Source organism: Actinomycetospora sp. CA-084318, assembly GCF_050955885.1.
In the GTDB taxonomy this organism is placed as follows: Bacteria; Actinomycetota; Actinomycetes; order Mycobacteriales; family Pseudonocardiaceae; genus Actinomycetospora.
In genome coordinates this window covers 5,870,778-5,897,174 of the sequence record NZ_CP192098.1, presented here as the reverse complement: position 1 = coordinate 5,897,174, position 26,397 = coordinate 5,870,778, and the positions used below count along the sequence as shown (strand labels likewise).

The window sequence follows — 26,397 nt, the reverse complement described above, 5'->3', positions numbered from 1 at the left end:
GTGCCGATCCGGACCCGGCGCGGCCGCTCGGGGGCCTACCGCGCCCTGTGGGAGTGGCCGCTGCACAGCCCCGCACGGCTCGCGCTGGTGCTCGCCGTCGCCGCGGTGCTCGTCCTCGGGATCACGACCCTCTCGGGCTGGTTGTCCCCGGCGTCGTCGGGCTCCGGCACCGCGCTCGGGCCCGTGCCCGAGGCGCCGACCGTGACCGTCGGCCCGCCCGCGTCCGCGCCCCCCGAGCTCACCCCGACCACCCTGCCGCTGTCCGCGGCGCCCCCGGCCGCGCTCGGCGTCGCGCAGCGCTGGGTCACCGCCTGGGCCGACCACCCGCCGGGGACCACGTCGGCGCAGTGGAGCGACCGGCTCCGGCCCTACACCACCGACGAGTACCTGCCGACGCTCGCCGAGGTCGACCCCGCGAACGTGCCCGGCACCCGGGTGACCGGCCCGCCGCGGGCGATCGAGGTACGGCCCGACTCCCTGCGCGTCGAGGTGCCGACCGACGCCGTGACCCTGCAGCTGCTGCTGGTGCGGACCGGGTCGGGCGACTGGCGGGTGTCCGGCTACGACCGGGCGGGCTGACCGTGACGACGCTCCTCCGTCCCCCCGACCAGGGCGGCCCGCCCCGACCGCCCCGGCTCCCGCGGCTCCCGGTCCGCCTGCGCTTCCTGCGCCTGCTCGTCCCGGTCGGCGTGCTCGCGGTCGGGCTCGTCGTCGTCCTGATGATGGGTCTGCTCGTCGTCGGGCAGTTCACCGGCGGCGGCGACCCGGACGCGGCGGGCACCTGCGACGCGGGCGCGGGCCGGGCGGCCCGGGGCGTCCCGCGCACCGGGGCGGACCTCGACCAGGTCCAGCGCGACACGGCGGGGACGATCATCGGGGTCGCCAAGGGCATGCAGGCGCCGCCGCGGGCCTGGGTGGTGGCGCTGGCGACCGCGATGCAGGAGTCGCAGATGGGCGTGGTCGGCATCGACGTCGCCGTCGACCACGACTCCCTCGGCGTGTTCCAGCAGCGACCGAGCCAGGGCTGGGGCACCCCGGCCCAGGTGCGCGACCCGGTCTACGCCACCCGCACCTTCCTCACCCGCCTGCTCGCGGTCCCGGGCTGGGCGGACATGCCGGTGACGCGGGCCGCGCAGATCGTGCAGCGCTCGGCGTTCCCGAACGCCTACGCGAAGTGGGAGCCGCTGGCCGCGTCGCTGGTCAGCGACCTCGCCGGCGTCCAGGGCGCGATCCGGCCGTGCGCCGAGGGCCCGACCGCCGGGGTCGCCACCGCCCTCCCGCCCGGCGTCGCCCGCACCGCCATCGAGTTCGCGACCCGCGAGACCGGCAAGCCCTACGTGTGGGGCGCGACGGGCCCGTCGAGCTACGACTGCTCCGGGCTCATGCTCCGGGCGTTCCAGGCCGCGGGCATCGTCCTGCCGCGGGTCTCGCGGGACCAGTACGGGGCCGGCGCGCACGTCCCGGTGGCGCAGGCGCAGCCCGGCGACCTGCTGTTCTGGGCCTACGACACCTCGGACCCGGACACCATCCACCACGTCGCGCTCTACCTCGGCGACGGGAAGATGATGGAGGCCCAGCAGACGGGCGTGCCGCTCGGCACCCGCTCGGTGAGCTGGTCGGAGAAGGGCCTGGTTCCGCTGGCCACCCGACCGGGTACGGCACCCCGGGCATAGTTGAGCCGACCGGGAACAAGTCCCGTGACCGACTCGTTGTGCCGGACGAGAGCAAGTTGAGCGTCTCGGGCTCATCCCCGGCTCGCCGTCCGCAGCGGGGATCGGTAGACTTGAGCGCGACGGGCTCACGGACGAGTTTTTCGAGCTCCTGGAAGGAGTCAACAGACATGGCGCGAGCGGTCGGCATCGACCTCGGCACCACCAACTCCGTGGTCGCGGTCCTCGAGGGTGGCGAGCCCACGGTCATCGCCAACTCCGAGGGCAGCCGGACCACCCCGTCGGTGGTCGCCTTCGCCCGGAACGGCGACGTCCTCGTCGGACAGTCGGCCAAGAACCAGGCCGTCACCAACGTCGACCGCACGATCCGGTCGGTCAAGCGGCACATGGGTACCGACTGGACCACCGAGATCGACGGCAAGAAGTACACCGCGCAGGAGATCAGCGCCCGCACGCTGATGAAGCTCAAGCGCGACGCCGAGTCCTACCTCGGCGAGGAGGTCACCGACGCGGTGATCACCGTCCCCGCCTACTTCGAGGACGCGCAGCGCCAGGCCACCAAGGAGGCCGGCCAGATCGCGGGCCTCAACGTGCTCCGCATCGTCAACGAGCCGACCGCGGCCGCCCTCGCCTACGGGCTGGAGAAGGGCTCGGACGAGCAGACGATCCTGGTCTTCGACCTCGGCGGCGGCACGTTCGACGTCTCGCTGCTCGACATCGGCGACGGTGTGGTCGAGGTGCGCGCCACCAACGGCGACAACAACCTCGGCGGCGACGACTGGGACGAGCGGATCATCAGCTGGCTCGTCGACAAGTTCAAGAGCTCGCAGGGCATCGACCTGTCCAAGGACAAGATGGCCATGCAGCGGCTCCGCGAGGCGGCCGAGAAGGCCAAGATCGAGCTGTCCAGCTCGTCGTCGACCAGCATCAACCTGCCCTACATCACGGTCGACGCCGACAAGAACCCGCTGTTCCTCGACGAGACGCTCTCGCGCTCGGAGTTCCAGCGGATCACCTCCGACCTGCTGGACCGCTGCCGTCAGCCGTTCAACCAGGTCGTGAAGGACGCCGGCATCTCGATCGGGCAGATCAGCCACGTCGTCATGGTCGGTGGCTCGACCCGCATGCCCGCCGTCACCGAGCTCGTCAAGGAGCTCACCGGCGGCAAGGACCCCAACAAGGGCGTCAACCCGGACGAGGTCGTCGCCGTGGGCGCGACGCTGCAGGCCGGTGTGCTGCGCGGTGACGTCAAGGACGTCCTGCTGCTCGACGTGACGCCGCTGTCCCTGGGCATCGAGACCAAGGGCGGCGTCATGACCAAGCTGATCGAGAAGAACACCACGATCCCGACCAAGAAGTCGGAGGTGTTCACCACCGCGGAGAACAACCAGCCGTCGGTGCAGATCCAGGTGTTCCAGGGCGAGCGCGAGATCGCGGCCTACAACAAGAAGCTCGGCATGTTCGAGCTGACCGGGCTGCCCCCGGCCCCGCAGGGCGTGCCGCAGATCGAGGTCACCTTCGACATCGACGCGAACGGCATCGTCAACGTGTCCGCGGTCGACAAGGGCACCGGCAAGTCGCAGGCCATGACGATCACCGGCGGGTCGGCCCTGTCCAAGGAGGAGATCGACCGCATGGTCTCCGACGCGGAGGCGCACGCCGACGAGGACCGCAAGCGCCGCGAGGAGGCCGAGACCCGCAACCAGGCGGAGTCGCTGGTCCACCAGACCGAGAAGGTCCTCTCCGAGAACGCCGACAAGGTGCCGGCCGAGACCAAGGACAAGGTCCAGGGCTCGCTCGACGACTTGAAGAAGGCCCTCGAGGGCGACGACACCGAGACGATCAAGTCCGCGGTGGAGAAGCTCGCCACCGACTCGCAGGAGCTCGGCCAGGCGATCTACGCCCAGTCGCAGTCCGAGGGCGGTGCCGCGGGCGCGGCCGGCGGTGCGGCGGGAGCCGGGGCCGCGGGCGGTGCGGCCGACGACGACGTCGTCGACGCCGAGATCGTCGACGACGACAAGAAGTAAGTCCGACAGACCGACGACGGGTACCGCGCCCGGCCCGCGTGGCCGGGCGCGGTGGACTCCAGGAGGAGGCCATCGTGCAGGACCCGACGGACGTCCGTGAGGACGTGTCGGTGGAGGACCACCAGGAGGAGTTCGGCGCCGGGTCGGACGGCCCGGGCGGCAACCCCGTGGCGTCGACCGAGGGTGTCGAGGTGCCGGACGCGGCCGTGGGCGGCACGCCCACGTCGGCCGACGGGGCCGCCGAGACCGCCGACGGCGTCGCGGCCGACCCCGAGCTGACCCGGCTGCGCACCGACCTCGAGGAGCGCACCGAGGACCTCAAGCGGCTCTCGGCGGAGTACGCGAACTACCGCCGCCGGGTGGAGCGCGACCGCGAGGCCACCGTGAACGGCGCGAAGGCCCAGGTGGCCGGGGAGCTGCTGACGGTGCTCGACGACGTCGAGCGGGCCCGGCAGCACGGCGACCTCACGGGCGCGTTCAAGGTCGTGGCCGACCGGCTCACCGAGACGCTCAACCGGAGCGGGCTCGCGGGCTTCGGCGAGGTCGGTGACGCGTTCGACCCCTCGGTGCACGAGGCGGTCGCCAGCGCGACGTCCGCCGAGGTCGAGGGGCCGACGGTCACCACGGTGATGCGCCGCGGCTACCGCTTCGGCGAGAAGGTGCTGCGGCCGGCGATGGTCGAGGTCACCGACCACGACCCGGACGCGGTGACGGCGGACAGCGGAACCGGCGGTTCCGGCTCCGCCTGACGATGGAGCAGAGTGGGCACGTCCCGGCCGACGCCGGGTTCACGGGAGGAGGGAGAGACCGTTGAGCAATCGCGACTGGCTCGAGAAGGACTTCTACCGTGAGCTCGGCGTCGCGAAGGACGCCTCGGCCGACGAGATCAAGAAGGCCTACCGCAAGATCGCGCGGGAGAACCACCCCGACGCCAAGCCCGGCGACACCCGGGCCGAGGCGAAGTTCAAGGCGGCGGGCGAGGCCTACGGCGTCCTGTCCGACGCGGCCAAGCGCAAGGAGTACGACGAGGCCCGCACGCTCTTCGCGGGCGGTCGCTTCGGGGGCTTCGGCGGCGGCCGGTCCGGGGGCGGCCAGAGCGGCGGCTTCGAGGACCTGTTCGGCAGCGCCGGCCGTGGCGGCGGTGGGGGTGCCGGCGGTCTGGGCGACCTGCTCGGCGGCATCTTCGGCGGCATGGGCGGGATGGGCGGCGGTACCGCCACCGATCCCACCGGCGGCATGGGCGGCGGGGTGGGCGGCTTCGGCGGCGTGCCCCGCCAGCGCCGCGGCGCCGACGTGGAGACCGAGGTCCGGATCGACTTCGCGGAGGCCGTGAACGGTGCGACGCTGCCGTTGCGCCTGACCTCCCCGATGACCTGCGGCACCTGCGACGGATCGGGCGCCAAGCCCGGCACCGCGCCGCGCACGTGCACCCGCTGCGGCGGCGCGGGTCTGGTGTCCCGCAGCCAGGGCGCCTTCGCCTTCAGTGAGCCGTGCCCGGACTGCCGCGGCACGGGCCACCTCGTGGACGAGCCGTGCCCCGAGTGCGGCGGCGACGGCGTCAGCTCCCGCCCGCGCACCCTGACGATCCGGGTGCCCGCCGGGGTGGAGGACGGCCAGCGCATCCGACTGGCCGGCAAGGGCCAGCCGGGGCCCGCCGGCGGCCCGTCCGGCGACCTGTACGTGATCGTGCACGTCAGCGCCGACGCCGTGTTCGGTCGCTCGGCGAAGAACCCCGACGACCTGACGCTCTCCCTGCCCGTGACCTACCCGGAGCTGGTGCGGGGCGCCACCGTCACCGTGCCGACCCTCGACGGCCGGATCTCGCTGAAGGTGCCGCCGGGCAGCTCGGCCGGACGCACGCTGCGCGTCCGGGGCCGCGGGGTGAAGCGCAAGGACCGCACGGGCGACCTCCTGGTCACCCTCGAGCTGGCGGTGCCCGCCCGGCTGTCGGGCGAGGCGAGCGACGCCCTCGACGCGTACGCGCGCGCCACCGCCGACCACGATCCGCGGGCGCACCTCACCGAGCGGGCCGACCGGGCCCACGCGGACAAGGAAGCGGCGTCGTGAGCGGCGGGGACACGGGCTCGCAGGGCGCCCGTCGTGCCCCGCGCGCCGACTCCGCCATCCCCGGACTCCCGCCGTGGGCCGACGAGGACACCCCGGTGTTCGTCATCTCGATCGCGGCCGAGTTCTCCGGCATGCACGCCCAGACGCTGCGGTCCTACGACCGGATCGGCCTGGTCAGCCCCGGCCGTGCCAGTGGTGGTGGCCGGCGCTACTCGGTGCGCGACATCGCGCTGCTGCGCGAGGTGCAGCGGCTCTCCCAGGAGGAGGGCGTCAACCTCGCCGGCATCAAGCGGATCATCGAGCTCGAGCGCGAGGTCGACCAGCTCACCGACCGGCTCGCCGAGGTCACCGACGAGCTCGCCCGCAGCCAGACCCGGCTGCAGGCCCTGGCCGAGCAGGCCGGGCGCTCGGGCGACCTCCTGCCGGTGCGCCGGACGCAGTCGGTGGTGGTGTGGCAGCGCCGCCGGCCGGCACCGGACGACCCGGGCCAGGAGTGACGGCGGGCGCGCTCAGGCCTCGTCGTCGGTGAAGGGGTCGTAGTGGATGCGGTCCAGGGGCGTGCCGTCGACGAGCAGGGCCGCCGTGGTCGCCCGGATCATCGCCGGCGAGCCGGCGACCACCACGTCGTGGTCCAGCCACGGACCCGACCGGCTCACCGCCTCGACGACGGTGCCCGGGGCCAGCTCGGTGTCGAGCGGGTCCGACTCGCACGCCCCGACGACCGCGAGCCACGGCTCCCCGACGGCGAGGTCGGCGAAGCGGTCCAGGGTGTGCAGGTCCTCCGGCGTCCGGCCGCCGACCACGACGGTGGTGGGTCGGACGTCCACCCCGGCTGCCGCTTGGCCGACGAGCTCCTCGCACAGCGCCAGCGCCACCGAGGCGCCGGTGCCGCCCGCGACGAGCAGGAGCTCCCGCTCGGCGCCCGGGTCGACGACGATCCCGCCCTCGGCGGGGCCGATGCGCCACCGCTCGCCGACGCGGCTGTGCGCCACCAGCGAGCGGCTCACCCACCCGCCGTCGACGGCCCGCACGTGGAACTCGAGGCGCCCGTCCGCCCGGGGCGCCCCGGCCGGCGTCAGGTGTCGCCACATCCGCGGCCGCTGCGGGATCTCGACCGTGACCGACTGCCCGGGCCGGAAGTCGACCGCCACGTCCGGCTCGACCTCGACCACGGCGAGGTCCCAGCTCAGGCGGCGGTGGCTGACCACCGTGGCGCCGACGACCCCGGGCAGCGCGGCCACGGCGACGCGGGCCGGGCGGGTGGCCAGCGAGAAGGCCCGGCACCACGCGGCGTCCGCGTCCGGCGCCCAGTCGTCCCCGGCGAAGCGCCGGACGGCACCGACCAGGGCGACGCCGAGCGGCTCGTCGGCGGCCGCGTCGAGGCCGAGGGCGCGCAGTTCGCGCGCCAGCGGCGGGATCGCGGCGGTGAGGTCGGCGGGCCGGTCGACGGCGGACATCGCACCGATGGTCGCGCGGAGCAGTCGGCGGGCGGCGGGGTCGGCCTGGGCGGGGAAGTGGCCGCGCAGGGCGGGAGCCAGGCTGAACAGCAGGGCGCCGAACCAGTGGGCGACCTCGGCCTCGGCGCCGACGAGCCGCGACCAGGCGGTGCGCACGGCCTCGGCGGCCCGCACGACGGTCAGGTCGGTGGTGGTCGTGGCGGTGCCGACGCCGGGTGCGACGGGCTGCGGGGTCGGGTCCGCGGCCCTCAACGGTGCGGTGGGGGGCGGCACCGTGACCGGGGCGACGAGCGCCGTGGTCGCGCCGGTGGCGGGCGCAGCGGCGGGGATGACCGAGGTGGCGAGCGTCGAGGCGGCGGGGCGCGTGGCGGTGGGGACGAGGCGCAGCGCCCGGGCCGGGCGGCGCGGGGCCTCCGGCGGGTGCGCGGCGGCGGGCACGGAGCCGTCGTCGGGACGACGACCGCGTCCCGCTGGGCCGATCGGCTCGGCCGGTTCCGCCGACATGCCGACTCCCTCCTCGCCCCCGGCGAGGTCCCGTCCCTCGCCCGAGTCGAGAGCATCATGACAGAGCGTGCCGAGACACGGCGAACTGGCGCCATGTCGTCACTGTGGGCGACATCGCGGCGGTACGAACACGACAAGAATTCGCAGACTTGAGCGGAATGCGCTCAACTTCGCGTAGGTTGGATCCAGCGAGCGTCACCTCTCGACCACCCTCAGCCCGAAAGGCCAGCCCCGATGGACTTCTCGCCGACGACCCGGACCCAGCAGGCGGTGTCCGCCGCGGTCCGCGCCGCCACCGCGTCCGGTCACCCGCAGGTGTCGCCGGCGCACCTCCTCGTCGCCCTGCTCGACCAGACCGACGGCATCACGCTGCCGCTGCTGCGCGCCGTGTCGGCCGACCCCGACGCCGTGCGCGCGGAGGCCGAGCGGCTGATCACCTCCATGCCGAGCGCCACCGGGTCGAACGTGGCCGCCCCGCAGTTCGACGGCGACTCGGCCCGGGTGCTCGCGCACGCCCAGCAGCTCGCGGCCGACATCGGCGACGAGTACGTCTCCACCGAGCACCTGCTCGTCGGGCTGGCCGCGGCCGGAGGCCGCACCGCGCAGGTCCTCACCCGCCACGGCGCGACGCCGGAGGCCCTGCAGGAGGCGTTCAGCAAGGTCCGCGGCTCCGCCCGCATCACCTCGCCCGACCCGGAGGGCACCTTCCAGGCCCTCGAGAAGTACGGGCAGGACCTCACCGAGCGCGCCCGCTCCGGCAAGCTCGACCCGGTCGTCGGGCGCGACGCGGAGATCCGCCGCGTCGTGCAGGTCCTCTCCCGCAGGACCAAGAACAACCCGGTGCTGATCGGCGAGCCCGGCGTGGGCAAGACCGCGATCGTCGAGGGCCTCGCCCAGCGGATCGTCGCGGGCGACGTCCCGGAGTCGCTGCGCGACAAGCGCGTGGTCGCGCTCGACCTGGGCTCGATGGTCGCCGGGGCGAAGTACCGCGGTGAGTTCGAGGAGCGGCTCAAGGCCGTGCTCGGCGAGATCACCGACTCCGCCGGCCAGGTCATCACGTTCATCGACGAGCTGCACACGATCGTCGGCGCGGGGGCCACGGGCGAGTCCGCGATGGACGCCGGCAACATGATCAAGCCGATGCTGGCCCGCGGCGAGCTCCGCATGGTCGGGGCGACCACGCTCGACGAGTACCGCAAGCACATCGAGTCCGACCCCGCGCTGGAGCGCCGCTTCCAGCAGGTCCTCGTCGGGGAGCCGTCCGTGGAGGACACGGTCGGCATCCTGCGCGGGCTCAAGGAGCGCTACGAGGTGCACCACGGCGTCCGCATCACCGACGCCGCCCTGGTCGCCGCGGCTGCGCTCTCCGACCGCTACATCACCGCGCGGTTCCTGCCGGACAAGGCCATCGACCTCGTCGACGAGGCCGCCTCGCACCTGCGCATGGAGATCGACTCCCGGCCGGTGGAGATCGACGAGGTGGAGCGCGCGGTGCGCCGCCTCGAGATCGAGGAGATGGCCCTCGCCAAGGAGTCCGACGCCGCGTCGGTCGAGCGGCTGGGGGCGTTGCGCGCCGAGCTCGCGGAGAAGCGCGAGGAGCTGTCGGCGCTCACCGCCCGGTGGCAGGGCGAGAAGGACTCGATCAACTCGATCCGCGACCTCAAGGAGCGGCTCGAGTCGCTGCGCGGGGAGGCCGACCGGGCCGAGCGCGACGGCGACTACGAGACCGTCGCCCGCCTGCGCTACCGGGACATCCCCGCCGTCGAGAAGCAGTTCGCCGAGGCGGAGGCCGCGACGACGGCGGCCGGGCCGGTGATGCTCAAGGAGGAGGTCGGTCCCGACGACGTGGCCGACGTCGTGTCCGCCTGGACCGGCATCCCCGCCGGACGCCTGCTCGAGGGCGAGACCCAGAAGCTGCTGCGCATGGAGGACGAGCTCGGTCGCCGTGTGGTCGGCCAGACCGAGGCGGTGCGGGCGGTGTCCGACGCCGTGCGCCGCACCCGCGCGGGGATCTCCGACCCCGATCGTCCGACCGGCTCCTTCCTGTTCCTCGGCCCCACGGGCGTCGGCAAGACGGAGCTGGCCAAGGCGCTCGCCGCGTTCCTGTTCGACGACGAGCGGGCCATGATCCGCATCGACATGAGCGAGTACGGCGAGAAGCACTCGGTCGCCCGGCTCGTCGGGGCGCCCCCCGGCTACGTCGGGTACGACCAGGGCGGCCAGCTCACCGAGGCCGTGCGGCGTCGGCCGTACGCGGTGGTGCTGCTCGACGAGGTCGAGAAGGCCCACCCGGACGTGTTCGACGTGCTGCTGCAGGTGCTCGACGACGGGCGGCTGACCGACGGCCAGGGCCGCACGGTCGACTTCCGCAACACCATCCTGGTGCTGACCTCGAACCTGGGGTCGGCCGCGCTCATGGACAGCTCGCTCGACGACGCGGGCCGGCGCGACAAGGTCATGGACGTGGTGCGGCGCTCGTTCAAGCCGGAGTTCCTCAACCGGCTCGACGACGTCGTCGTGTTCCACGCGCTCTCGACCGAGGAGCTCACCTCGATCGTCGACATCCAGATCGGCCGGCTCGCGTCGCGGCTGGCCGGGCGCCGGCTGTCGCTCGACGTCTCGGACGCCGCGAAGGAGTGGCTGGCCCTGCAGGGGTTCGACCCGCTCTACGGGGCGCGGCCGCTGCGTCGGCTGGTGCAGTCGGCAATCGGCGACCAGCTCGCCCGGGAGCTGCTGGGCGGCGAGGTGCGGGAGGGCGACTCCGTGCGGGTCGACCTCGACAAGGACGCCGACCAGGGCGCGGGCGCGCTGACGGTGTCGCGGGCCTGATCGTCGGGAGCCGTGAGGGGAGGATTCGCCCGCCCCACCCGCGTGAGGGGAGCCCTCACGCGGGTGGGAGGCGCGGATCCTCCCCTCACGCTGCGACGGGTTCGCCGTCCCGCGCGGTCTCGTCGGGCGACGAGGTGATCGGCGGGACGGCACGCAGGGCCCACACCGCGACCGCCGCGAGCACGGCGAAGAAGGCGGCGCCGACCCCGGCGGTCGTCACGAGACCCGTGGTGAAGGCACTCTGCGCGGCCGCGACGACGTCGGGGACCCCGGTGCCGGCGGCGGCCTCGAGGCTCTGTCGGGCGGCGTCCGCCGTGGGCGCCGGCGTCGTCGCGGGCAGCGCGAGCGTCGAGCGGTAGACGACGGCGGCGAGGCTGCCGAGCGTCGCGACGCCGAGCGCGATGCCCATCTCGCCGCTGGTCTCGGACAGCGCGCCCGCCGAGCCCGCCTTCTCCGGGGGCACCGACCCGACCACGAGGTCGGTGCCGAGCGCGGCGGGTGCGGCGACCCCCATCGAGGTGAGCAGGAAGGCGCCGACCAGCAGCCACGGCGAGCTGTCCGCCGCGAGCCCGGTGAGCACCGTCAGCCCCAGGGCACCGAGCAGCAGGCCGGCCGCCACCACGTGCGCCGGCCGGAACCGGCCGGCGAACCGCGGCGCGGCGAGCGTCGCGACGATCATCGCGAGCTGCAGCGGCGCCAGGATCAGGCCGGCCTCGAGCACCGACAGCCCGGCGACGAGCTGGAACCACTGCGTGGCCAGCAGGAACGTGCCCGCCATGACGACGCCGGCCGCGAGGTTCACGCCGAGCGCCCCCGCCACGGCGCGGCGGCGGAACAACCGCAGGTCGAGCAGCGGGTCGTCGAGGCGCAGCTGACGGCGGACGAACACCGCGCCGAGCAGGAGGCCCACCGCCAGCGCGCCGACGGAGCGGGCGTCCGGCCCCGTCGTCGCGAACTCCTTGAGGGCGTACACGACGGGCAGGACGGTGGCGAGGGAGAGCGCGACGCTCGCGAGGTCGAGGCGACCAGCGGCCTCGTCGCGGGCCTCGGGGAGGAGCAGCGGACCGGCGATCAGCAGGACGACCATGACCGGGACGCCGAGCAGGAACGCCGCGCCCCACCAGAACGTCTCGAGCAGCAGGCCCCCGGCGAGCGGCCCGACCGTCATGCCGCCCATGAAGCAGCTCATCCAGATCGAGATCGCGGTGGCCCGGGCCCGGGGGTCGGGGAACATCGTGCTGATCAGGGCGAGCGTCGACGGCATCAGGGTCGCACCGGCGACGCCGAGCACGGCCCGCGCCGCGATCAGGGTGGCGGCGGAGTCGGCGAAGGCCGCCACGACGGAGGCGAGCGCGAACGCGGCTCCGCCGACGAGCAGCAGCCGTCGGCGGCCGATGCGGTCGCCGAGCGTGCCCATCGTGACGAGGAACCCGGCGATCATGAAGCCGTAGACGTCCATGGCCCAGAGCTGCTCGGTGGGCCCGAGGTCGAGGTCCGCGCTCATCGCCGGCAGGGCGAGGTAGAGCACGCTCATGTCGAGTGACAGCAGCAGGGTCGGCAGGGCCAGGACGGCGAGGCCGATCCAGGCGCGTCGGTCGGTCATTGTCCTGAAAACTAACAGAATGGTCCTGAATCAGGAAATTGTTGCGATGAGAGCGCCCTCATCGCGGTCTCCCGGAGGGCTCACGGCCCGCTCCGAGAGTGGTCCACGACGGCGGGCGAGGTGCCCGCCACGATCACCGGGAGACCACCGTGACCCGTACCCGCCTGCTCGTCCTCGTCCTCGGCCTCGCGGCCGCCGGCGTCGTCCTGCTCTCCGGCTGCAGCGGCGGGGACGACCTGCCGCTGCCGGCGGGGGTCGCCGTGCCGGGCGTGACCGAGGCGTCGCAGAACCAGCCGATCGCGCCGCCCGGGGTGCCGGTCGACGACGACCTGGATGACCGGGACGACCGGGACGACGACCGGAACGACCTCGACGACCGCTGGGACGACGACCGGGACGACCTGGATGACCGCGACGACGACCTCGACGACGACCGCGACGACGACCGCGACGACTGACCCGGCGCGCCTTACCGCGGCCTACCCCCGGCCCGCTCGCACCTCGTCGTCGTGAAGCACTGCGACGAGGTGGCGGGTGGCGGTCGGTAGAGCGCGACAAGGCGGCCTGCAGGCCACGGCCCGCCGCCACCCGAGCATGCGCCCACCACGATGTGGCATTCCTGCCACTGGATGACAGCAACGTCCAGCTGAGCACGCCGATAGGGCTTCGCTGCCACGAGGGGGCGGGAGATCAGACCAGCCGGTACCCCATCCCGCGGACGGTCGCGATGCGCTCGGCGCCGATCTTGCGGCGCAGGTAGCGGACGTAGACGTCGACGACGTTGGACCCCGGGTCGAAGTCGTAGCCCCACACCCGGGAGAGCAACTGCTCACGGGAGAGCACCTGCCCCGGGTGGCGCAGGAACGTCTCGGCGAGCACGTACTCGCGGGCCGAGAGGTCGACGACCACCCCGTCCACCGTCGCCTGCCGCGTCCGCACGTCGAGCGACAGCGACCCGTGCCGCAGCACCGTCACCTCGACCGACGTGTCGGCGAGCCGGCGCCGCACCCGGGCGAGCAGTTCCTCGAACCGGAACGGTTTGGCCATGTAGTCGTCCGCGCCGCCCTCGAGGCCCGCGACGGTGTCGGTGATCGAGTCCCGGGCGGTCAGCACGATCACCGGCAGCCGCGACCCCGACCCGCGCAGCTCCGACAGCACGGCGAACCCGTCCATCCCCGGCAGGCCGATGTCGAGCACGAGGAGGTCGAAGTGCCCGGACAGCGCCTGGTCGCGGGCGGCCGGGCCGTCGGCCACCACCGTCGTCGCGAACCCCGCCCCGCGCAGGCCCTTCTCGACGAACGACGCGATCCGCGGCTCGTCCTCCGCGATGAGGATGCTGCTCACGTCCACTCCGCCCGGTACGGGACGACGAGGGTGAACGTCGCGCCCGGGCCGCTCTCGCCGGGGCGGCCGTCGCCGATGCCGTCGGCGACCTCGACCCGTCCGCCGTGCGCGCCGGCGATGGCGGCGACGACGGCCAGCCCCAGCCCGGCGCCCTCGGTGCGGCGCGCGCCCGAGCCGCGGGCGAAGCGGCCGAAGATGCGGTCCCGGTCGGCCGGCGCGACCCCGGGGCCGGTGTCGGACACCCGCAGCCGCAGCACGCCGCCCTCCATCGACGCGCCCAGCACGATGCGGTCGGCCGGCCCGGTGTGCGCCACCGCGTTGTCGGCCAGCGCGAGCAGTGCCTGGGTGATCCGCTGCGCGTCGAGGGCCTGGACGACGCCACCCACGGACGACACGGCGCCCCAGCTCCGGTCGCCGAGCCCGCGCGCCTTGGCCAGGGTCTCCTCGACCAGCACGTCGACCTCGGTCGGTTCCGGGCGCACGAACGTCGGCTGTTCGGCCTTCGCGAGCACGAGGAGGTCGGCGACGATGCGGTTCATCCGCTCCAGTTCGTCGTCGACCAGCGCGACCGCCTCGCGGACGTCGTCCGGGTCGTACGCGTCGAGGACCTCGAGGTGGCCCCGCACGATCGTGATCGGGGTGCGCAGCTCGTGTCCGGCGTCGTCGACGAAGCGCCGTTGCTCGGCGACGCCGGCCTCGAGCCGGTCGAGCATCGCGTTGACGGCACCCACCAGGTCCCCCATCTCGTCGCGGCCCGTCTCGATCCGGATGCGGGCGGACAGGTCGGTCTCGGTGATCGCCCGGGCGATGCGGGCGACGGAGCGCACCGGCGCGAGGATGCGGCCGGCCACGAACCACGCCCCGCCCGCGGCGAGCAGGGCGGTGACCGCGCCGACGCCCACCATGAGCAGCGCGGCGTCGTCGGCGGCCGCCCGCTCCTGGTCCGCGAAGTAGGCCGCCACGAGCACGCCGCGGCCCGGCGCGCCGGCCAGGCTGACCGGCACCGCGAGGTAGCGCACCTCGCCCGCCGCGCTCGCGTACCGCCCGGACGTCGGGGCGTCGACCGAGCCGACGAGCGCGGTGAACGCCGGGTCCGCGGAGAGCAGCACCGGGCTCGCCTGCCGGCTCTGGAACCGGAACACCCCGTCCACGTAGCCGAGGAACTTCTCGTTGGGGCGCGCCAGGTTGTAGGTGATCGCGGTCTGCAGGACGGCGTCGACCGTGCCGAAGGGCGTTCCCGACGACGGGTCCCGGCCGCTCGCCGTGAGTCCGGTGAACTCGTCGATCTCGGTGCGCAGCGCCGCGTCCATGCGCGCGTCGGTCTCGCGCACCGACAGCCGCCAGGTCACCACGGTAACCACCGCGAGGCTCGCCAGCACCACGAGCAGCACCCAGGCGACGATCCGGAGCCGGGCGGAGAGCCGCCCCCGCGACGGACCGGGCTCAGTCGTCGTCGTCCGGCCCGTCGTCGTCGGGCCCGTCGGGCCCGTCGTCATCCTGGTCCTGTCCGGCCGGCGGCGGGGCGACCGTGCCGTCGTCGTCCCCGTCGCCCTGCGGTGCCCCCGGCACCGCGGAGGGCACCGAGACCGGGGCGGGCAGCGTGGGAGCCCCCGCGGTGTCGCAGGCGGCGAGACCGGTCAGGGCCACGAGGAGGGCGGCGGCGGCGAGGCGGGATCGGGTCACGACGACGAGCGTGGGTGTCGGGGGTGAGGCGTCGATGACGCCTCGATGAGAGGACTCTCATCCGGCCTCGCGGACCTGCCCGCCCTCGACGTGCCAGCGCCGAGTGGTCCGCACCGTGTCGAGCATGCGGCGGTCGTGGGTGACCAGCAGGACCGTGCCGGTGAACGAGTCGAGCGCCGACTCCAGCTGCTCGATGGCGGGCAGGTCGAGGTGGTTGGTGGGCTCGTCGAGCACGAGCAGGTTCACCCCGCGCGCCTGCAGCAGCGCCAGTGCCGCCCGGGTGCGTTCGCCCGGGGAGAGCGAGTCGGCCGGCCGGTGCACGTGCTCGGCGCCGAGCCCGAACTTGGCGAGCAGCGTCCGCACCTCTGCGGTCGGCCACCGGTCGACCTCCGGCTCCCGGGAGAACGCGTCGAGCAGCGTCCGCTCCCCGGCGAACAGCCCGCGGGCCTGGTCCACCTCCCCGACGACGACGCCCGAGCCCAGCTGCGCCGCCCCGTCGTCGGGAACGATCCGCCCGAGCAGGAGGCCGAGCAGCGTGGTCTTCCCGGCGCCGTTCGCGCCGGTGACCGCGACGCGGTCGGCGTAGTCGAGCCGGAGCGTGACGGGACCGAGGGTGAAGCCGCCGCGGCGGACCACCGCGTCGTGCAGGGACGCCACGACCGTGCCCGAGCGGGGTGCGGTGGCGATCGCCATCCGCAGCTCCCACTCCTTGCGGGGCTCCTCGACGACCTCGAGGCGCTCGATCCGCCGCTGCGACTGGGCGACCTTCGACGCCTGCTTCTCGGTGCTCTCGGCGCGGACCTTGCGGGCGTTCTTGTCGTTGTCGCTCTTGCCCGCGCCCTTGCGGCGGGCGTTCCGGACGCCGTGCTCGAGCCAGTTGCGCTGGGTCTGCATGCGGCTCTCGAGCGCGGAGCGCTTGTCGGCGTACTCCTCGTAGGCCTCCCGGGCGTGTCGGCGGGCCACCGTACGTTCGGCGAGGTAGGCCTCGTACCCGCCACCGTAGGAGGTGACCTGGCGCTGGGCGAGGTCGAGCTCCAGCACCCCGGTGACGGTGCGGGCGAGGAACTCGCGGTCGTGGCTGACCACGACCGTCGGCGCGCGGAGGTCGCGCACGAACCGCTCGAGCCGGTCGAGGCCCGCGAGATCGAGGTCGTTGGTCGGCTCGTCGAGCAGGAACACGTCGAAGCGCGCGAGCAGCAGGGCGGCGAGGTTCACCCGGGCGGCCTGGCCGCCGGAGAGGGTGGTCATGGGCGTGTCGAGGCCGAGCCCCAGGCCCAGGTCCGCCGCCACCTCGGGGACACGGTCGGCGAGGTCGGCGCCGCCGAGGTCGAGCCACCGTTCCAGGGCGACCGAGTAGCGCTCGCCGTCGTCGCCGGTCTCGAGCAGCGCCGTCGCGGCGTCCAGCTCGGCCTGCGCGTCGGCGACGCCGGTCCGGCGCGCGAGGAACCCCTCGATCGTCTCGCCCGGCCGCCGGGACGGCTCCTGGGGCAGGTGCCCGACGGTGGCCGAGGGCGGCGCGAGCTCGACGCCACCGGTGTCCGGGGACTCCAGCCCCGCGAGGATGCGCAGGAAGGTGGACTTGCCGGCGCCGTTCGCGCCCACGAGCCCGATCACGTCACCGGCTGCGACGGTGAGGTCGGCACCGGAGAAGACGGTGCGGGCGCCGTGGACGGCGGAGACGTCGCGGGCGACGAGGGTGGCCTGCACGACCCGAGCGTAGTGCTCGAGCGGAAATGCATGGTCACTCCGAGTGTCCTCCCCCATCGGGGTGGGGGTCGGGCCTACGCTCGGTGGGTGCCTGCCTGGATCTGGTTCGTCGTGGCGCTCGTCGCCGCAGCCGGCGGTGCGCTGCTGCTCTGGTACGACCGTGCGCGCCCGGACCGCCGGGGCAACGACCGGCGGGAGTGGGCGGCGTCGAAGGGCTGGGAGTTCACCGACGCGCTGTCCTCGCCGCCGCACGCCTGGCGCTACGGGACGCTGCGCGGCGACGGGCCCCGGCAGGCGTACGACGTGGCCACCGGCGCGGTCCCCGGTCCCGGCGGCCGCCGCCTCGGCTGCATCTTCGACCAGGAGCAGGACGGCCGGACGATCGGCACGATCGCCGCGGTGCGGGGCACCGTCGCGGTGCCGGTGGCCCTGGAGCTGCGGCTCCCCGAGTCGCCCCGGCCCGACGACGACGAGCTCGACAACCTCGGGCAGGTCGGCCGCCGCTACGCCTTCGTCTCGAACGCGCTCGAGGGCCGGCGGCTGCTGACGCGGCAGGTCACCGACGCCGCGGACCGCGTCGGCGCCGACGTGCCGCTGGTGTGGGCCGAGGACACCTGGGTGCTGGCCTCGATCGACCCGGAGGCCGACCCGGACCGCGTCGAGGGGCTCATCGAGTCACTCGTGGAGGTCTCGGCCGCGATCAAGGAGGCCGTCGAGGGTCCGGCCGGCGGCCCGGGCGACGACGCGCCCACGTCCGTCGTCGGGAGGCGGGACCCGGAGCGGGCGGTGCCGCCGGTCGGCAGCCCGGCCGACGAGTCCCGCACCGAGACCGTGGAGCGCGAGGACCGAGACGACGACGCGCCGACCACGGTGGTCGACCGCGGCGGCCGCGACCGTGACCGGCGCGACGAGGACGACGCGCCGACCACGACCGTGGGCCGGCCCGTCGGCGCGGCCGCCGGGGCGAGGGACGGCAGGGCCGACCCGGCCGGCAGGGCCGACACCTCGGGCAGGGCCGACCGGTCCGACACCTCCAGCAGGGCCGAGCAGGACGACGACGACTTCGACGAGGAGTTCGAGGCCTTCGCCTCCGGCGACGAGGACACGAGCCCCTACCGCGCCGCCGAGGGCGAGCGCGGTGGACGCCCGACCCACCGGGACCGGCCCGCCGACATCCCCTACGACCTCGAGAGCGACGACCCGGAGCCCGACCCGCCGCGGGCGGACGGTCCGCGGTCGTCGCAGGGCAGCACCTGGCGCAGCGGGAAGTTCCGGGGCCGGTGACGGGCCGATGACGCGCACCGCCCTGGTCACCGGGGCGAGCTCGGGCCTCGGCACCGAGTTCGCCGTCCAGCTCTCCGCGGCGGGCTACGCGCTCGTCCTCGTGGCGCGCGACGAGGACCGGCTCCGCGCCCTGGCCGACCGACTCGGGAACGCGGAGGTCCTGGTCGCCGACCTGGCCGACCCGCAGGCCCGCCACGCCGTCGAGGCGCGGCTGGCCGACGAGACCCGTCCGGTCGACCTGCTCGTGAACAACGCGGGGTACGGCACGGCGGGCGAGTTCGTCGAGACCGACCTCGACGTGCTCGCGGCCAACCACGAGGTCAACGTGACCACGGTGCTGCGCCTGACCCGCGTCGCGCTGCCTGGCATGATCGCCCGCGGTCGGGGCGGCGTGCTCAACGTGTCCAGCGTCGCGGGTTTCCTGCCCGGCCGCGGCTCGGTCTACGGCGCGGGCAAGGCCTACGTGACGATGCTGTCGCAGAACCTCGCGGGTGTCCTGGCCGGCACCGGGGTCCACGTGATGGCGCTGTGCCCCGGCTTCGTGAAGACCGAGTTCCACCAGCGCTTCGGCCAGGCCCGCACCGGCCCCGCGTTCGCGTGGATGGACGCCGACTACGTCGTGCGGACCGCCCTCGCCGACTTCGAGCGGGGTCGGCCCGTGTCGGTGCCGCACCCGCTCTACAAGGCGATCGTGCTCGCGTCCCGGCTCGCGCCGCCACGCCTCGTGCACGCACTGGCCCGCCGGAGTGCCTCCGGGCGTGGGTGATTCCGGACGAAGCGGACACTTAGCGACGGACCGTCACCGAAGCGTTGACCGTATGTCGGGCGATGGTCACGATGGCATCCATGAGCTGCGGGCCCCGTCGGTGACGCCACGAGTGTCGGTGGTGATCCCGCTCTACCAGAAGGAGCGCTACATCGGGCGCACGCTGGCGAGCGTGCTGGCCCAGACGTTCGACGACTACGAGGTGGTCGTCCTCGACAACGCCTGCACCGACGGGTCGGCCGACGTCGTGCGCTCCTTCACCGACCCGCGGGTGCGGCTCGAGCGCAACCCGGAGACGATCCCGGCGCCGCAGAACTTCCGGCGCGCGGTGGAGCTCGCCCGGGCGCCCCTGGTCAAGGTGCTCAGCGCGGACGACCTGATCTACCCGACGGCGCTCGCCGAACAGGTCCCGGTGCTCGACGACGACCCCGGCCTCCCGCTCGTCTCCTGCCGCCACGACCTGGTGGACGACGACGACCACGTGATGTCCCGTGACCGCGCCCTGCGCAGCCCCGACCTGCTGGGTCGGCAGGACGCGACCACGGTCATCCGGCGGATCGTGCGCCACCGCGGCAGCCCGCTCGGGGTGCCCGGCAACATGCTGTTCCGCCGCTCGGCGTACGACGCCGCGGGCGGGTTCCCCGACAACCCCTACGCGCTCGACATCGGGCTCGCCGCCCGGCTCGTCGAGCACGGCGGGTTCTACGGGATGCCCCGCACGCTCTCCGCGTTCCGGCTGGCGACGGGGTCGGTGACCTCCAGCGCGTTCCGCCGCAACATCGCCCTGCAGCACCAGTTCCTCCGCGAGCTGCGCGACCGGCACCACGACGTGGTCCGCCGCCGCGACGTCGTGGCCGGCCTGGTGCGGGAGCCGTTCACCACCGTCCGCCAACGCCTCATGGCCGCCGCCTCCACCGATCCGGCGAGCCGGCGCCACCGTTGGCTGCGCGCCGCCGTCGACCCGCGGGCGTCCGTCCGGTCCTGAGCGGGGACCTCGTCACAATGGGGGCATGCCCACCCCGCACGCCCCCCTGCCCGGAGCCCCCGCCGAGCGCGCCGTCGCCGCCGTGGGCGGCGGGCCCGACGTGGACCGCCCGGCCCGCGACCGGCTCGCGGCCCTGGCCCGCGAGCTCGCCGTCGTGCACGGCCGGGTCACGCTGTCCTCCGGCCGCGAGGCGGACTATTACGTGGACATGCGGCGGATCAGCCTCCACCACGAGGCGGCGCCGCTGATCGGGCGGCTGCTGCGGGAGATGACCGCCGACTGGGCCTACGACGCCGCGGGCGGGCTGACCATGGGCGCCGACCCCGTGGGCGCGGCGATGATGCACGCGCCGGGGCGACCGGTGGACGCGTTCGTGGTGCGCAAGGAGGCCAAGGGCCACGGCATGCAGCGGCGGGTGGAGGGACCCGACGTCGCGGGCCGGCGGGTGCTCGTCGTCGAGGACACCTCCACCACGGGCGGCAGCCCGGTGACCGCCCTGGACGCGCTGCGGGAGGCGGGTGCCGAAGTGGTGGGGGTCGCGACGATCGTCGACCGTGCCACCGGCGCCGACCGGGTCATCGAGGAGCGGGGCGTGCCCTACCGGGCGCTGCTGGGGCTCGCGGACCTGGGCCTGGGGTGACCGGCACCCTCCCCGACGACGGCCCCGGCCCGACCGAGTGGACCACGGCGCCCGAGGTCGGGGTCGGGCCGTGGGAGGGCCCGTGGCCCACCGACGAACGGTACGACCCGGAGCTGCTCGCCACCGGCGACCGGCGCAACGTCGTCGACGCCTACCGCTACTGGCGGCGCGAGGCGATCGTCGCCGACCTCGACACCCGGCGGCACCCGTTCCACGTCGCGATCGAGAACCTGCGCCACGACGCCAACATCGGGACGATCGTGCGGACGGCGAACGCGTTCCTCGCGGCCGAGGTGCACGTGGTGGGCCGGCGGCGCTGGAACCGTCGGGGCGCGATGGTCACCGACCGGTACCAGCACGTCCGGCACCACCCCGGGGTGGCCGACCTCGTCGCGTGGGCACGCGCCGCCGGCCTCGTCGTCGTCGCGGTGGACAACGGACCGGGCGCCGCGCCCCTCGAGACCACCGTGCTCCCGCGCGGCTGCGTGCTGCTGTTCGGGCAGGAGGGCCCGGGCCTGACCCCGGAGGCGACGGCGGCGGCCGACCTCGTGGTGTCCATCGCCCAGTTCGGCTCGACCCGCTCGATCAACGCGGGCGTCGCCGCCGGGATCGCCATGCACGCCTGGGTCCGGGAGCACGCGGCTCCCTGACCGTCAGGCGTTCGGGCGGCGGATCTGCTGGGTGGGGGCGTCCGCCTCGCCAGCGTTGGCGCCGTCGAGGGTCTGCTCGGCGAGCCCGGAGGCGCCGAGCTTCTTCTCCCGCCGCGCCTGGATCACCTCGACCAGGATCGGCAGGATCGAGATCACCACGACGAGGATCAGCATCAGCTCGATGTTGTTCTTCACGACGTCGAACTGGCCGAGCGCCGCGCCGAGCAGCGTCACGCCCGCGGCCCACAGCACGGCGCCGATCGCCGAGAACGTGAAGAACCGCTTGGCGTCCATCCTGCCGACGCCCGCCATGACCGTGATGAACGTGCGCACGATGGGCACGAACCGGCCGAGCACGATGGCGCGGTTGCCGTACTTGTCGAAGAACTTCTGCGTGCGCTCGACGTTCTCGCGCTTGAACAGCTTCGAGTCGGGCTTGTCGAAGATGGCCGGTCCGGCCTTGCGGCCGATCCCGTAGCCCACGACGTTGCCCGCGAAGGCGGCGATCACCAGCACCACGCACACCAGCCACAGCGGGGTCTCGATCAGCCCCGTGGTGGCCGCGAGGCCGGTGATGAACAGCAGCGAGTCACCCGGCAGGAAGAAACCGATCAGCAGCCCGCACTCCGCGAACAGGATCAGGGCCACGCCCAGCAGGGCCCAGGGGCCCAGGCTGGAGATGATGTACTGCGGGTCCAGCCACTGCGGGCCCAGGGCCACGACCGTCGTCGCGTCGGCGAGCGTCACGCCTCGTCACGGTACTGGCCCGGCGTAGGTGTCCGGTGTGTGCCTCCGTCGAAGCGCCCGTCGGTGTCCGGGGCGGGCCCGCCCCATCACGCCGTGTCAGGCCGGCAGCAGGAGCGAGAGCACGCCGATCGCGGCGCCGACGGTGCCCCCGGCCAGCAGCGACACCAACCCCCACCAGGCGACCGTCCCCGTCGTCCAGGTCCCGGGACCCTCCACGGGGGCGACCGCCCGCGGGGGGTACGGCTGACCGGCCGGGTACGGACGGTAGGCGGGTACGGGTCCCGACGACGGGCCCTGCCGCGGCCCGGCGGGCGGCGGGCCGGGGTGCGGGGCGAGCGGACGGCCCGGCGGCGGGGCGGCGACGCCGCTCGTGCGTGGCGCCGGGACGTCGGCGCGCACCGTGGTCTCCCCGGTGCCGGACGCGGGCGCCTCGGCCCTGCGGCGGCCCAGCGGGCGGAACCGCCGTGGTCGCGCCGACGAGGTCTCGGCCGGGGCCGTGGCGGGTGCGTCGGACGGCGGGACCGCACGCGGCGTCGACACGCCGCCCGCCGCGTGGGCGCGCAGCGCCTCGGACAGCAGTCGCTCGTCATCCATCGCCGGGGATGGTAACCAGGTCGGGCCGCGCTGCCCCAGGGGTCGGCCGGGGGTGCTCCGGACGGCCGGGGGGATGCGTGCGCCCTACGGCGTCCCGCCCACGATCTTCGAGATCGCGTCGAGGCCGCGGCTGGCGGTCGACTTCACGGTGCCCCGGCTGATGCCCGTGGCCTCGGCGATCTCGGCCTCCGAGAGCCCGCCGTAGTAGCGCAGCACGAGCACCTCGCGCTGGCGGCGGGGCAGCTGGGAGAGCGCGGACACCACGGCCTGGTGCTCGGCCGAGAGCATCGCCAGCGACTCGGCGGAGCGGGCGTCGGCGGTGTGCGGCGGGGTGTACTCCCGGGCCGTGCGCCGGCGGCGCAGGACCGACCGGGAGCCGTTGACGACGGCGGTGCGCAGGTAGCCCAGCGCGGCGTTCTCGTCGCGCAGCCGCGACCAGTGCCGGTGCAGCCCGGTGAACGCCTCCTGCACCACGTCCTCGGCGGTGGCCGGGTCGTCCACGAGCAGGATCGCGAGCCGCACGAAGCGCATGCGGTGCTCGCGGTAGAGGTCCTCGAGGGTGCGCGGGCCGTCCGGCGAGGGCTGCGGGGGCCCCGCGGGCGGCGGCCCCGCCGGGATCGGACCCGGGGGAGCCGGAGGCCCGGGCGGGCCCGCGGGGCGTCCGGCACCGGGGTGCATCGGCGGCCGGTTCGGCGGCGCGTGGGGCGGTGCGCCGTTCGTTCCGCGGGCAGGAGGTGCGGCCGGGTGCACGACCGAGGCCTCGGCGCCGGTCATCGCGTCGAGCGCGCGCAGGCTGCCCAGCGTGCGTTCGATCGCGCTCTCGACCGGCTCGACCACGTCTCCGACGATAGACCAGCCCCCCGACACCTCTCCGTCCTGCCGGACGATGAAACGGGAGAACGCCACCGCTTGTCGGAGGGCACCGCCGAACGGGGGAGATCGGTCACGTCCCGGCCTGTCGCGAGCGGCAGCGGACATCCTCGCGTGACGGGCATACTGCGGCCGCCGGGGACGGCAGCGCAGCCAACACAGTCACGCAGGGAGCCACCTCATGCCGATCGCGACCCCCGAGGTCTACAACGAGATGCTCGACCGGGCGAAGGCCAACCGCTTCGCCTACCCGGCCATCAACTGCACCTCGTCGGAGACGATCAACGCCGCGCTGCGCGGGTTCGCCGAGGCCGAGAGCGACGGCATCATCCAGTTCTCCACCGGCGGCTCGGAGTTCGGCTCCGGCCAGGCGGTGAAGGACATGGTCACCGGCTCGACGGCCCTGGCCGAGTTCGCGCACGTCGTCGCCGAGAAGTACTCGATCAACGTCGCGCTGCACACCGACCACTGCCCGAAGGACAAGCTCGACGGCTTCGTCCGGCCCCTCATCGACCTCTCGCAGGAACGGGTGGACGCCGGGCGGAACCCGCTGTTCCAGTCGCACATGTGGGACGGCTCCGCGGTCGAGCTCCACGAGAACCTCGAGATCGCGCAGGAGCTGCTGGAGAAGGCCGCGAAGGCCCACATCATCCTGGAGATCGAGATCGGCGTGGTCGGCGGCGAGGAGGACGGCGTCGCCAACGACATCAACGACAAGCTCTACACCGCCCCCGGCGACTACGAGCACACCGTCGACGCGCTCGGGGCGGGCGAGAAGGGCCGCTACCTGCTCGCGGCGACCTTCGGCAACGTCCACGGCGTCTACAAGCCGGGCAACGTCAAGCTCCGCCCCGAGGTGCTCAAGGAGGGCCAGCAGGTCGCGGCGCGCAAGCTCGGCCTGTCCGAGGACTCGAAGCCGTTCGACCTCGTCTTCCACGGCGGCTCCGGCTCGCTGCTCGAGGAGATCCACGAGGCGCTGGACTACGGCGTGGTGAAGATGAACGTCGACACCGACACCCAGTACGCCTTCACCCGGCCCGTCGCGGCGCACATGTTCCAGAACTACGACGGCGTGCTCAAGGTCGACGGCGAGGTCGGCGACAAGAAGGTCTACGACCCGCGCTCCTGGGGCAAGGCGGCCGAGAAGGGCATGGCCGAGCGGGTCGTCGTCGCCTGCGAGAACCTGCGCTCGACGGGTCAGTCGCTGGCGAAGTAGTCGCCCCCTTCGGTGGCAGCGAAGCGTCGTTGCTGTCGTCCAGTGGCAGGAACGCCCCTTCCTGACGGCGGGTCGGGGCCGGTCGCGGGGGACCGGGGAGAATCGGGGTCATGACGATCCCGACCGGTCCCTCCGCCGGGCACGGCCACAACCTGCTCGGCCCCCAGCCCACGTACCTGCCGGCCGACCCGGGTCCGAACGACCGCCTCGCCGCCGGGGAGGACCCGGCGGCCGTCGCCGCGGACCACCCGACGTCGAGCGCGGCCTGGGCGACGCTCGCCGAGCAGGCGCTGGCGGGCGGGCAGACGATCGCGGCCTACGCGTACGCCCGCACCGGCTACCACCGCGGGCTCGACCAGCTGCGCCGCAACGGCTGGAAGGGCTTCGGTCCCGTGCCGTGGGAGCACGAGCCGAACCAGGGTTTCCTGCGCGCCGTGGCCGTGCTCGCCAAGGCGTCCGGCACGATCGGCGAGGCCGACGAGGCCGCCCGGTGCCGGGACCTGCTCGACGACTGCGACCCGGAGGCCGCGCCGGCGCTCGGCGTGGTCTGAGCCCATGCGAGCGAACGGCACTCTCGCGCACATAGATGCTGCGAGAGTGCCGTTCGTTCCGCAGGGGGTGCACCCATGAGCCGGTTCGGCACGTTTCTCGACACCCGACGACGACGTCTGCGCGAGTCGGCGTGGCCGGTGGTGCAGTGCGCGCTGGCGGCCGGGGCGGCGTTCGCCATCGCCCAGCAGGTCTTCGGCCACCCCGTGCCGTTCTTCGCGCCGATCGCGTGCGTGCTGGTCCTCGGCATCTCGTTGACGAACCGGCTGCGGCGCAGCATCGAGCTCGCGGTCGGCGTGAGCGTCGGGGTCGGGGTGGGCGACGCGATCGTGCTGGTCATCGGCTCGGGCTGGTGGCAGATCGCGGTCGTCGTCGCCCTGGCCCTGCTCGTGGCGCTGCTCTTCGACGTCGGCGCGCTCCTGCTCAACCAGGCCGCCGTGTCCGCCGTCCTGGTGGCCACGCTGCAGCCGCCCGGCACCTCGGCGGCCTTCTCCCGCTGGGTGGACACCCTGATCGGGGCGGCACTCGGGCTCCTCGTCGCCGCCGTCCTGCCGTCGAACCCGCTCACCGCGGCGCGGCGGACCGTCGACACCCTGCTCGCCGAGCTGTCCGAGGCCCTGCGCGGCGCGGCGGAGAGCCTCGAGGCGTCCGACCCCGAGACCGGCGCCCGGGTCCTGGACCGGATCCGCGCGAGCCAGCGGGCCGTCGACGCCTTCGACAGCGCCGTCGACGCGGGCCTGGAGATCACCGCGATCGCGCCCGGTCGGCGTCGTCACCGGGGCGAGCTGTCCCGGCTCCGGGCCGCCACCGGGCCGCTCGATCTCGCGGTGCGCAACGCCCGCGTCCTGGTCCGTCGCGCGGTGTCGTCGGAGACCGACGACGAGACCGTCGGCCCGGACGTCGCGCCGACACTGCGGGGCCTGGCCGACGCGGTCGACCTGCTGCGCGTCGACCTGGCGGGCGGCCACCGGCTCGACGGCGCGGAATCGGCGGTGCTCGACGTCGCGGCGCGGCTGCCCCGCCGGGGTGGTGGGTTCTCCGCGGACGTCGTCGTGGCCCAGATGCGCTCGATCGTCACCGACCTGTTGTGCGCGACGGGGATGGACCGGGAGGCGGCACGCTCGGCGGCGTCCGCCAGTCGCCGCTGAGCCCGGACGTGCAAGTGGCGCCTACCTGACGCCGATGTCAGCGATGCGCCATCGCCG

General features: G+C 74.3%; 25 protein-coding genes. 16 read left to right on the top strand and 9 right to left on the bottom strand.

The window, feature by feature from the left end:
• From ACQPYX_RS28890 to ACQPYX_RS28865, 6 genes are all read left to right on the top strand, one after another.
• Nucleotides 1-579 carry a hypothetical protein gene (locus ACQPYX_RS28890; protein WP_433800692.1) on the top strand — a complete coding sequence of 193 codons (579 nt, stop codon included), beginning with the start codon at nucleotides 1-3 and terminating at the stop codon, nucleotides 577-579.
• 86 nt (nucleotides 580-665) lie between these two features.
• Nucleotides 666-1,673: a C40 family peptidase gene (locus tag ACQPYX_RS28885; RefSeq protein WP_433803833.1), complete on the top strand. Its 1,008-nt coding sequence runs from the start codon at nucleotides 666-668 to the stop codon at nucleotides 1,671-1,673.
• A gap of 167 nt (nucleotides 1,674-1,840) precedes the next feature.
• Entirely contained in the window at nucleotides 1,841-3,697 is a 1,857-nt protein-coding gene (gene dnaK / locus ACQPYX_RS28880; protein ID WP_433800691.1) for a molecular chaperone DnaK, read from the top strand.
• A gap of 74 nt (nucleotides 3,698-3,771) precedes the next feature.
• On the top strand, nucleotides 3,772-4,446 hold the full coding sequence (gene grpE, locus ACQPYX_RS28875) for a nucleotide exchange factor GrpE (protein ID WP_433800690.1): 675 nt from the start codon (nucleotides 3,772-3,774) through the stop codon (nucleotides 4,444-4,446).
• Nucleotides 4,447-4,507: 61 nt separating this feature from the next.
• Nucleotides 4,508-5,764, top strand: a complete 1,257-nt coding sequence (locus tag ACQPYX_RS28870; RefSeq protein WP_433800689.1) for a DnaJ C-terminal domain-containing protein — start codon at nucleotides 4,508-4,510, stop codon at nucleotides 5,762-5,764.
• 56 nt (nucleotides 5,765-5,820) lie between these two features.
• Nucleotides 5,821-6,261, top strand: coding sequence for a heat shock protein transcriptional repressor HspR (locus ACQPYX_RS28865; protein WP_433803832.1), 441 nt, complete (start codon nucleotides 5,821-5,823; stop codon nucleotides 6,259-6,261).
• A gap of 12 nt (nucleotides 6,262-6,273) precedes the next feature.
• Here ACQPYX_RS28865 and ACQPYX_RS28860 read toward each other — a convergent pair whose 3' ends face one another.
• Nucleotides 6,274-7,725 (bottom strand): FAD-binding oxidoreductase, encoded by a 1,452-nt coding sequence (locus ACQPYX_RS28860; protein ID WP_433800688.1) that lies wholly within the window; start codon nucleotides 7,723-7,725, stop codon nucleotides 6,274-6,276.
• 234 nt (nucleotides 7,726-7,959) lie between these two features.
• Between ACQPYX_RS28860 and clpB the strand changes: the two genes are divergently transcribed.
• Complete coding sequence (gene clpB, locus ACQPYX_RS28855) at nucleotides 7,960-10,554, top strand: ATP-dependent chaperone ClpB (protein ID WP_433800687.1); 2,595 nt, start codon at nucleotides 7,960-7,962, stop codon at nucleotides 10,552-10,554.
• A gap of 85 nt (nucleotides 10,555-10,639) precedes the next feature.
• Here clpB and ACQPYX_RS28850 read toward each other — a convergent pair whose 3' ends face one another.
• Entirely contained in the window at nucleotides 10,640-12,157 is a 1,518-nt protein-coding gene (locus ACQPYX_RS28850) for an MFS transporter (RefSeq protein WP_433800686.1), read from the bottom strand.
• Nucleotides 12,158-12,306: 149 nt separating this feature from the next.
• Here ACQPYX_RS28850 and ACQPYX_RS28845 point away from each other — a divergent pair, with 149 nt between their 5' ends.
• Nucleotides 12,307-12,615: a hypothetical protein gene (locus tag ACQPYX_RS28845; protein WP_433800685.1), complete on the top strand. Its 309-nt coding sequence runs from the start codon at nucleotides 12,307-12,309 to the stop codon at nucleotides 12,613-12,615.
• A gap of 232 nt (nucleotides 12,616-12,847) precedes the next feature.
• Here ACQPYX_RS28845 and ACQPYX_RS28840 read toward each other — a convergent pair whose 3' ends face one another.
• The 4 genes from ACQPYX_RS28840 to ACQPYX_RS28825 are packed head-to-tail and all read right to left on the bottom strand — an operon-like array spanning nucleotide 12,848 to nucleotide 16,891.
• The gene (locus ACQPYX_RS28840; RefSeq protein ID WP_433800684.1) at nucleotides 12,848-13,501 is read right to left on the bottom strand and encodes a response regulator transcription factor; all 654 of its coding nucleotides are present in this window, start codon (nucleotides 13,499-13,501) and stop codon (nucleotides 12,848-12,850) included.
• A complete protein-coding gene (locus tag ACQPYX_RS28835) occupies nucleotides 13,498-14,997 on the bottom strand; it encodes a sensor histidine kinase (protein ID WP_433800683.1) in 1,500 nt (499 codons plus the stop codon). Before ACQPYX_RS28835 ends, ACQPYX_RS28840 begins: the two co-directional genes overlap by 4 nt.
• The gene (locus ACQPYX_RS28830; protein WP_433800682.1) at nucleotides 14,945-15,184 is read right to left on the bottom strand and encodes a hypothetical protein; all 240 of its coding nucleotides are present in this window, start codon (nucleotides 15,182-15,184) and stop codon (nucleotides 14,945-14,947) included. The genes ACQPYX_RS28835 and ACQPYX_RS28830 overlap by 53 nt, the downstream gene beginning before the upstream one ends.
• 57 nt (nucleotides 15,185-15,241) lie before the next feature.
• Entirely contained in the window at nucleotides 15,242-16,891 is a 1,650-nt protein-coding gene (locus ACQPYX_RS28825; RefSeq protein WP_433800681.1) for an ABC-F family ATP-binding cassette domain-containing protein, read from the bottom strand.
• An 87-nt stretch (nucleotides 16,892-16,978) separates the two neighbouring features.
• Between ACQPYX_RS28825 and ACQPYX_RS28820 the strand changes: the two genes are divergently transcribed.
• The 5 genes from ACQPYX_RS28820 to ACQPYX_RS28800 all read left to right on the top strand — a co-directional run bounded on the left by ACQPYX_RS28820 (nucleotide 16,979) and on the right by ACQPYX_RS28800 (nucleotide 21,216).
• Nucleotides 16,979-18,175, top strand: coding sequence for a hypothetical protein (locus tag ACQPYX_RS28820; protein ID WP_433800680.1), 1,197 nt, complete (start codon nucleotides 16,979-16,981; stop codon nucleotides 18,173-18,175).
• Nucleotides 18,176-18,182: 7 nt separating this feature from the next.
• A complete protein-coding gene (locus ACQPYX_RS28815) occupies nucleotides 18,183-18,941 on the top strand; it encodes an SDR family NAD(P)-dependent oxidoreductase (RefSeq protein WP_433800679.1) in 759 nt (252 codons plus the stop codon).
• A gap of 118 nt (nucleotides 18,942-19,059) precedes the next feature.
• Nucleotides 19,060-19,926 carry a glycosyltransferase family 2 protein gene (locus ACQPYX_RS28810; RefSeq protein WP_433800678.1) on the top strand — a complete coding sequence of 289 codons (867 nt, stop codon included), beginning with the start codon at nucleotides 19,060-19,062 and terminating at the stop codon, nucleotides 19,924-19,926.
• Nucleotides 19,927-19,951: 25 nt separating this feature from the next.
• Complete coding sequence (pyrE, locus tag ACQPYX_RS28805) at nucleotides 19,952-20,566, top strand: orotate phosphoribosyltransferase (RefSeq protein ID WP_433800677.1); 615 nt, start codon at nucleotides 19,952-19,954, stop codon at nucleotides 20,564-20,566.
• Nucleotides 20,563-21,216 (top strand): TrmH family RNA methyltransferase, encoded by a 654-nt coding sequence (locus ACQPYX_RS28800; protein ID WP_433800676.1) that lies wholly within the window; start codon nucleotides 20,563-20,565, stop codon nucleotides 21,214-21,216. The genes pyrE and ACQPYX_RS28800 overlap by 4 nt, the downstream gene beginning before the upstream one ends.
• 3 nt (nucleotides 21,217-21,219) lie before the next feature.
• On the opposite strand, the gene ACQPYX_RS28795 is transcribed toward ACQPYX_RS28800, so the two are convergent.
• The 3 genes from ACQPYX_RS28795 to ACQPYX_RS28785 all read right to left on the bottom strand — a co-directional run bounded on the left by ACQPYX_RS28795 (nucleotide 21,220) and on the right by ACQPYX_RS28785 (nucleotide 23,307).
• Nucleotides 21,220-21,963, bottom strand: a complete 744-nt coding sequence (locus ACQPYX_RS28795; RefSeq protein ID WP_433800675.1) for a DedA family protein — start codon at nucleotides 21,961-21,963, stop codon at nucleotides 21,220-21,222.
• A gap of 96 nt (nucleotides 21,964-22,059) precedes the next feature.
• Nucleotides 22,060-22,557, bottom strand: coding sequence for a hypothetical protein (locus ACQPYX_RS28790; RefSeq protein ID WP_433800674.1), 498 nt, complete (start codon nucleotides 22,555-22,557; stop codon nucleotides 22,060-22,062).
• A gap of 84 nt (nucleotides 22,558-22,641) precedes the next feature.
• On the bottom strand, nucleotides 22,642-23,307 hold the full coding sequence (locus ACQPYX_RS28785) for a SigE family RNA polymerase sigma factor (protein ID WP_433803831.1): 666 nt from the start codon (nucleotides 23,305-23,307) through the stop codon (nucleotides 22,642-22,644).
• Nucleotides 23,308-23,608: 301 nt separating this feature from the next.
• On the opposite strand from ACQPYX_RS28785, the gene fbaA reads away from it, so the two are divergent.
• From fbaA to ACQPYX_RS28770, 3 genes are all read left to right on the top strand, one after another.
• Nucleotides 23,609-24,643 carry a class II fructose-bisphosphate aldolase gene (gene fbaA, locus ACQPYX_RS28780; RefSeq protein ID WP_433800673.1) on the top strand — a complete coding sequence of 345 codons (1,035 nt, stop codon included), beginning with the start codon at nucleotides 23,609-23,611 and terminating at the stop codon, nucleotides 24,641-24,643.
• Nucleotides 24,644-24,753: 110 nt separating this feature from the next.
• Nucleotides 24,754-25,194 (top strand): DUF3151 domain-containing protein, encoded by a 441-nt coding sequence (locus tag ACQPYX_RS28775; protein ID WP_433800672.1) that lies wholly within the window; start codon nucleotides 24,754-24,756, stop codon nucleotides 25,192-25,194.
• 75 nt (nucleotides 25,195-25,269) lie between these two features.
• On the top strand, nucleotides 25,270-26,340 hold the full coding sequence (locus ACQPYX_RS28770; protein ID WP_433800671.1) for an FUSC family protein: 1,071 nt from the start codon (nucleotides 25,270-25,272) through the stop codon (nucleotides 26,338-26,340).
• Nucleotides 26,341-26,397: the final 57 nt, after the last annotated feature.

Excerpts from the sequence above, each read along its gene's own strand:
- dnaK (WP_433800691.1), top strand. The coding sequence starts at position 1,841 with ATGGCGCGAGCGGTCGGCATCGACCTCGGCACCACCAACTCCGTGGTC.
- ACQPYX_RS28860 (WP_433800688.1), bottom strand. The coding sequence starts at position 7,725 with ATGTCGGCGGAACCGGCCGAGCCGATCGGCCCAGCGGGACGCGGTCGT.
- clpB (WP_433800687.1), top strand. The coding sequence starts at position 7,960 with ATGGACTTCTCGCCGACGACCCGGACCCAGCAGGCGGTGTCCGCCGCG.
- ACQPYX_RS28850 (WP_433800686.1), bottom strand. The coding sequence starts at position 12,157 with ATGACCGACCGACGCGCCTGGATCGGCCTCGCCGTCCTGGCCCTGCCG.
- ACQPYX_RS28835 (WP_433800683.1), bottom strand. The coding sequence starts at position 14,997 with ATGACGACGGGCCCGACGGGCCCGACGACGACGGGCCGGACGACGACG.
- ACQPYX_RS28815 (WP_433800679.1), top strand. The coding sequence starts at position 18,183 with ATGACGCGCACCGCCCTGGTCACCGGGGCGAGCTCGGGCCTCGGCACC.
- pyrE (WP_433800677.1), top strand. The coding sequence starts at position 19,952 with ATGCCCACCCCGCACGCCCCCCTGCCCGGAGCCCCCGCCGAGCGCGCC.
- ACQPYX_RS28790 (WP_433800674.1), bottom strand. The coding sequence starts at position 22,557 with ATGGATGACGAGCGACTGCTGTCCGAGGCGCTGCGCGCCCACGCGGCG.
- fbaA (WP_433800673.1), top strand. The coding sequence starts at position 23,609 with ATGCCGATCGCGACCCCCGAGGTCTACAACGAGATGCTCGACCGGGCG.
- ACQPYX_RS28775 (WP_433800672.1), top strand. The coding sequence starts at position 24,754 with ATGACGATCCCGACCGGTCCCTCCGCCGGGCACGGCCACAACCTGCTC.
- ACQPYX_RS28770 (WP_433800671.1), top strand. The coding sequence starts at position 25,270 with ATGAGCCGGTTCGGCACGTTTCTCGACACCCGACGACGACGTCTGCGC.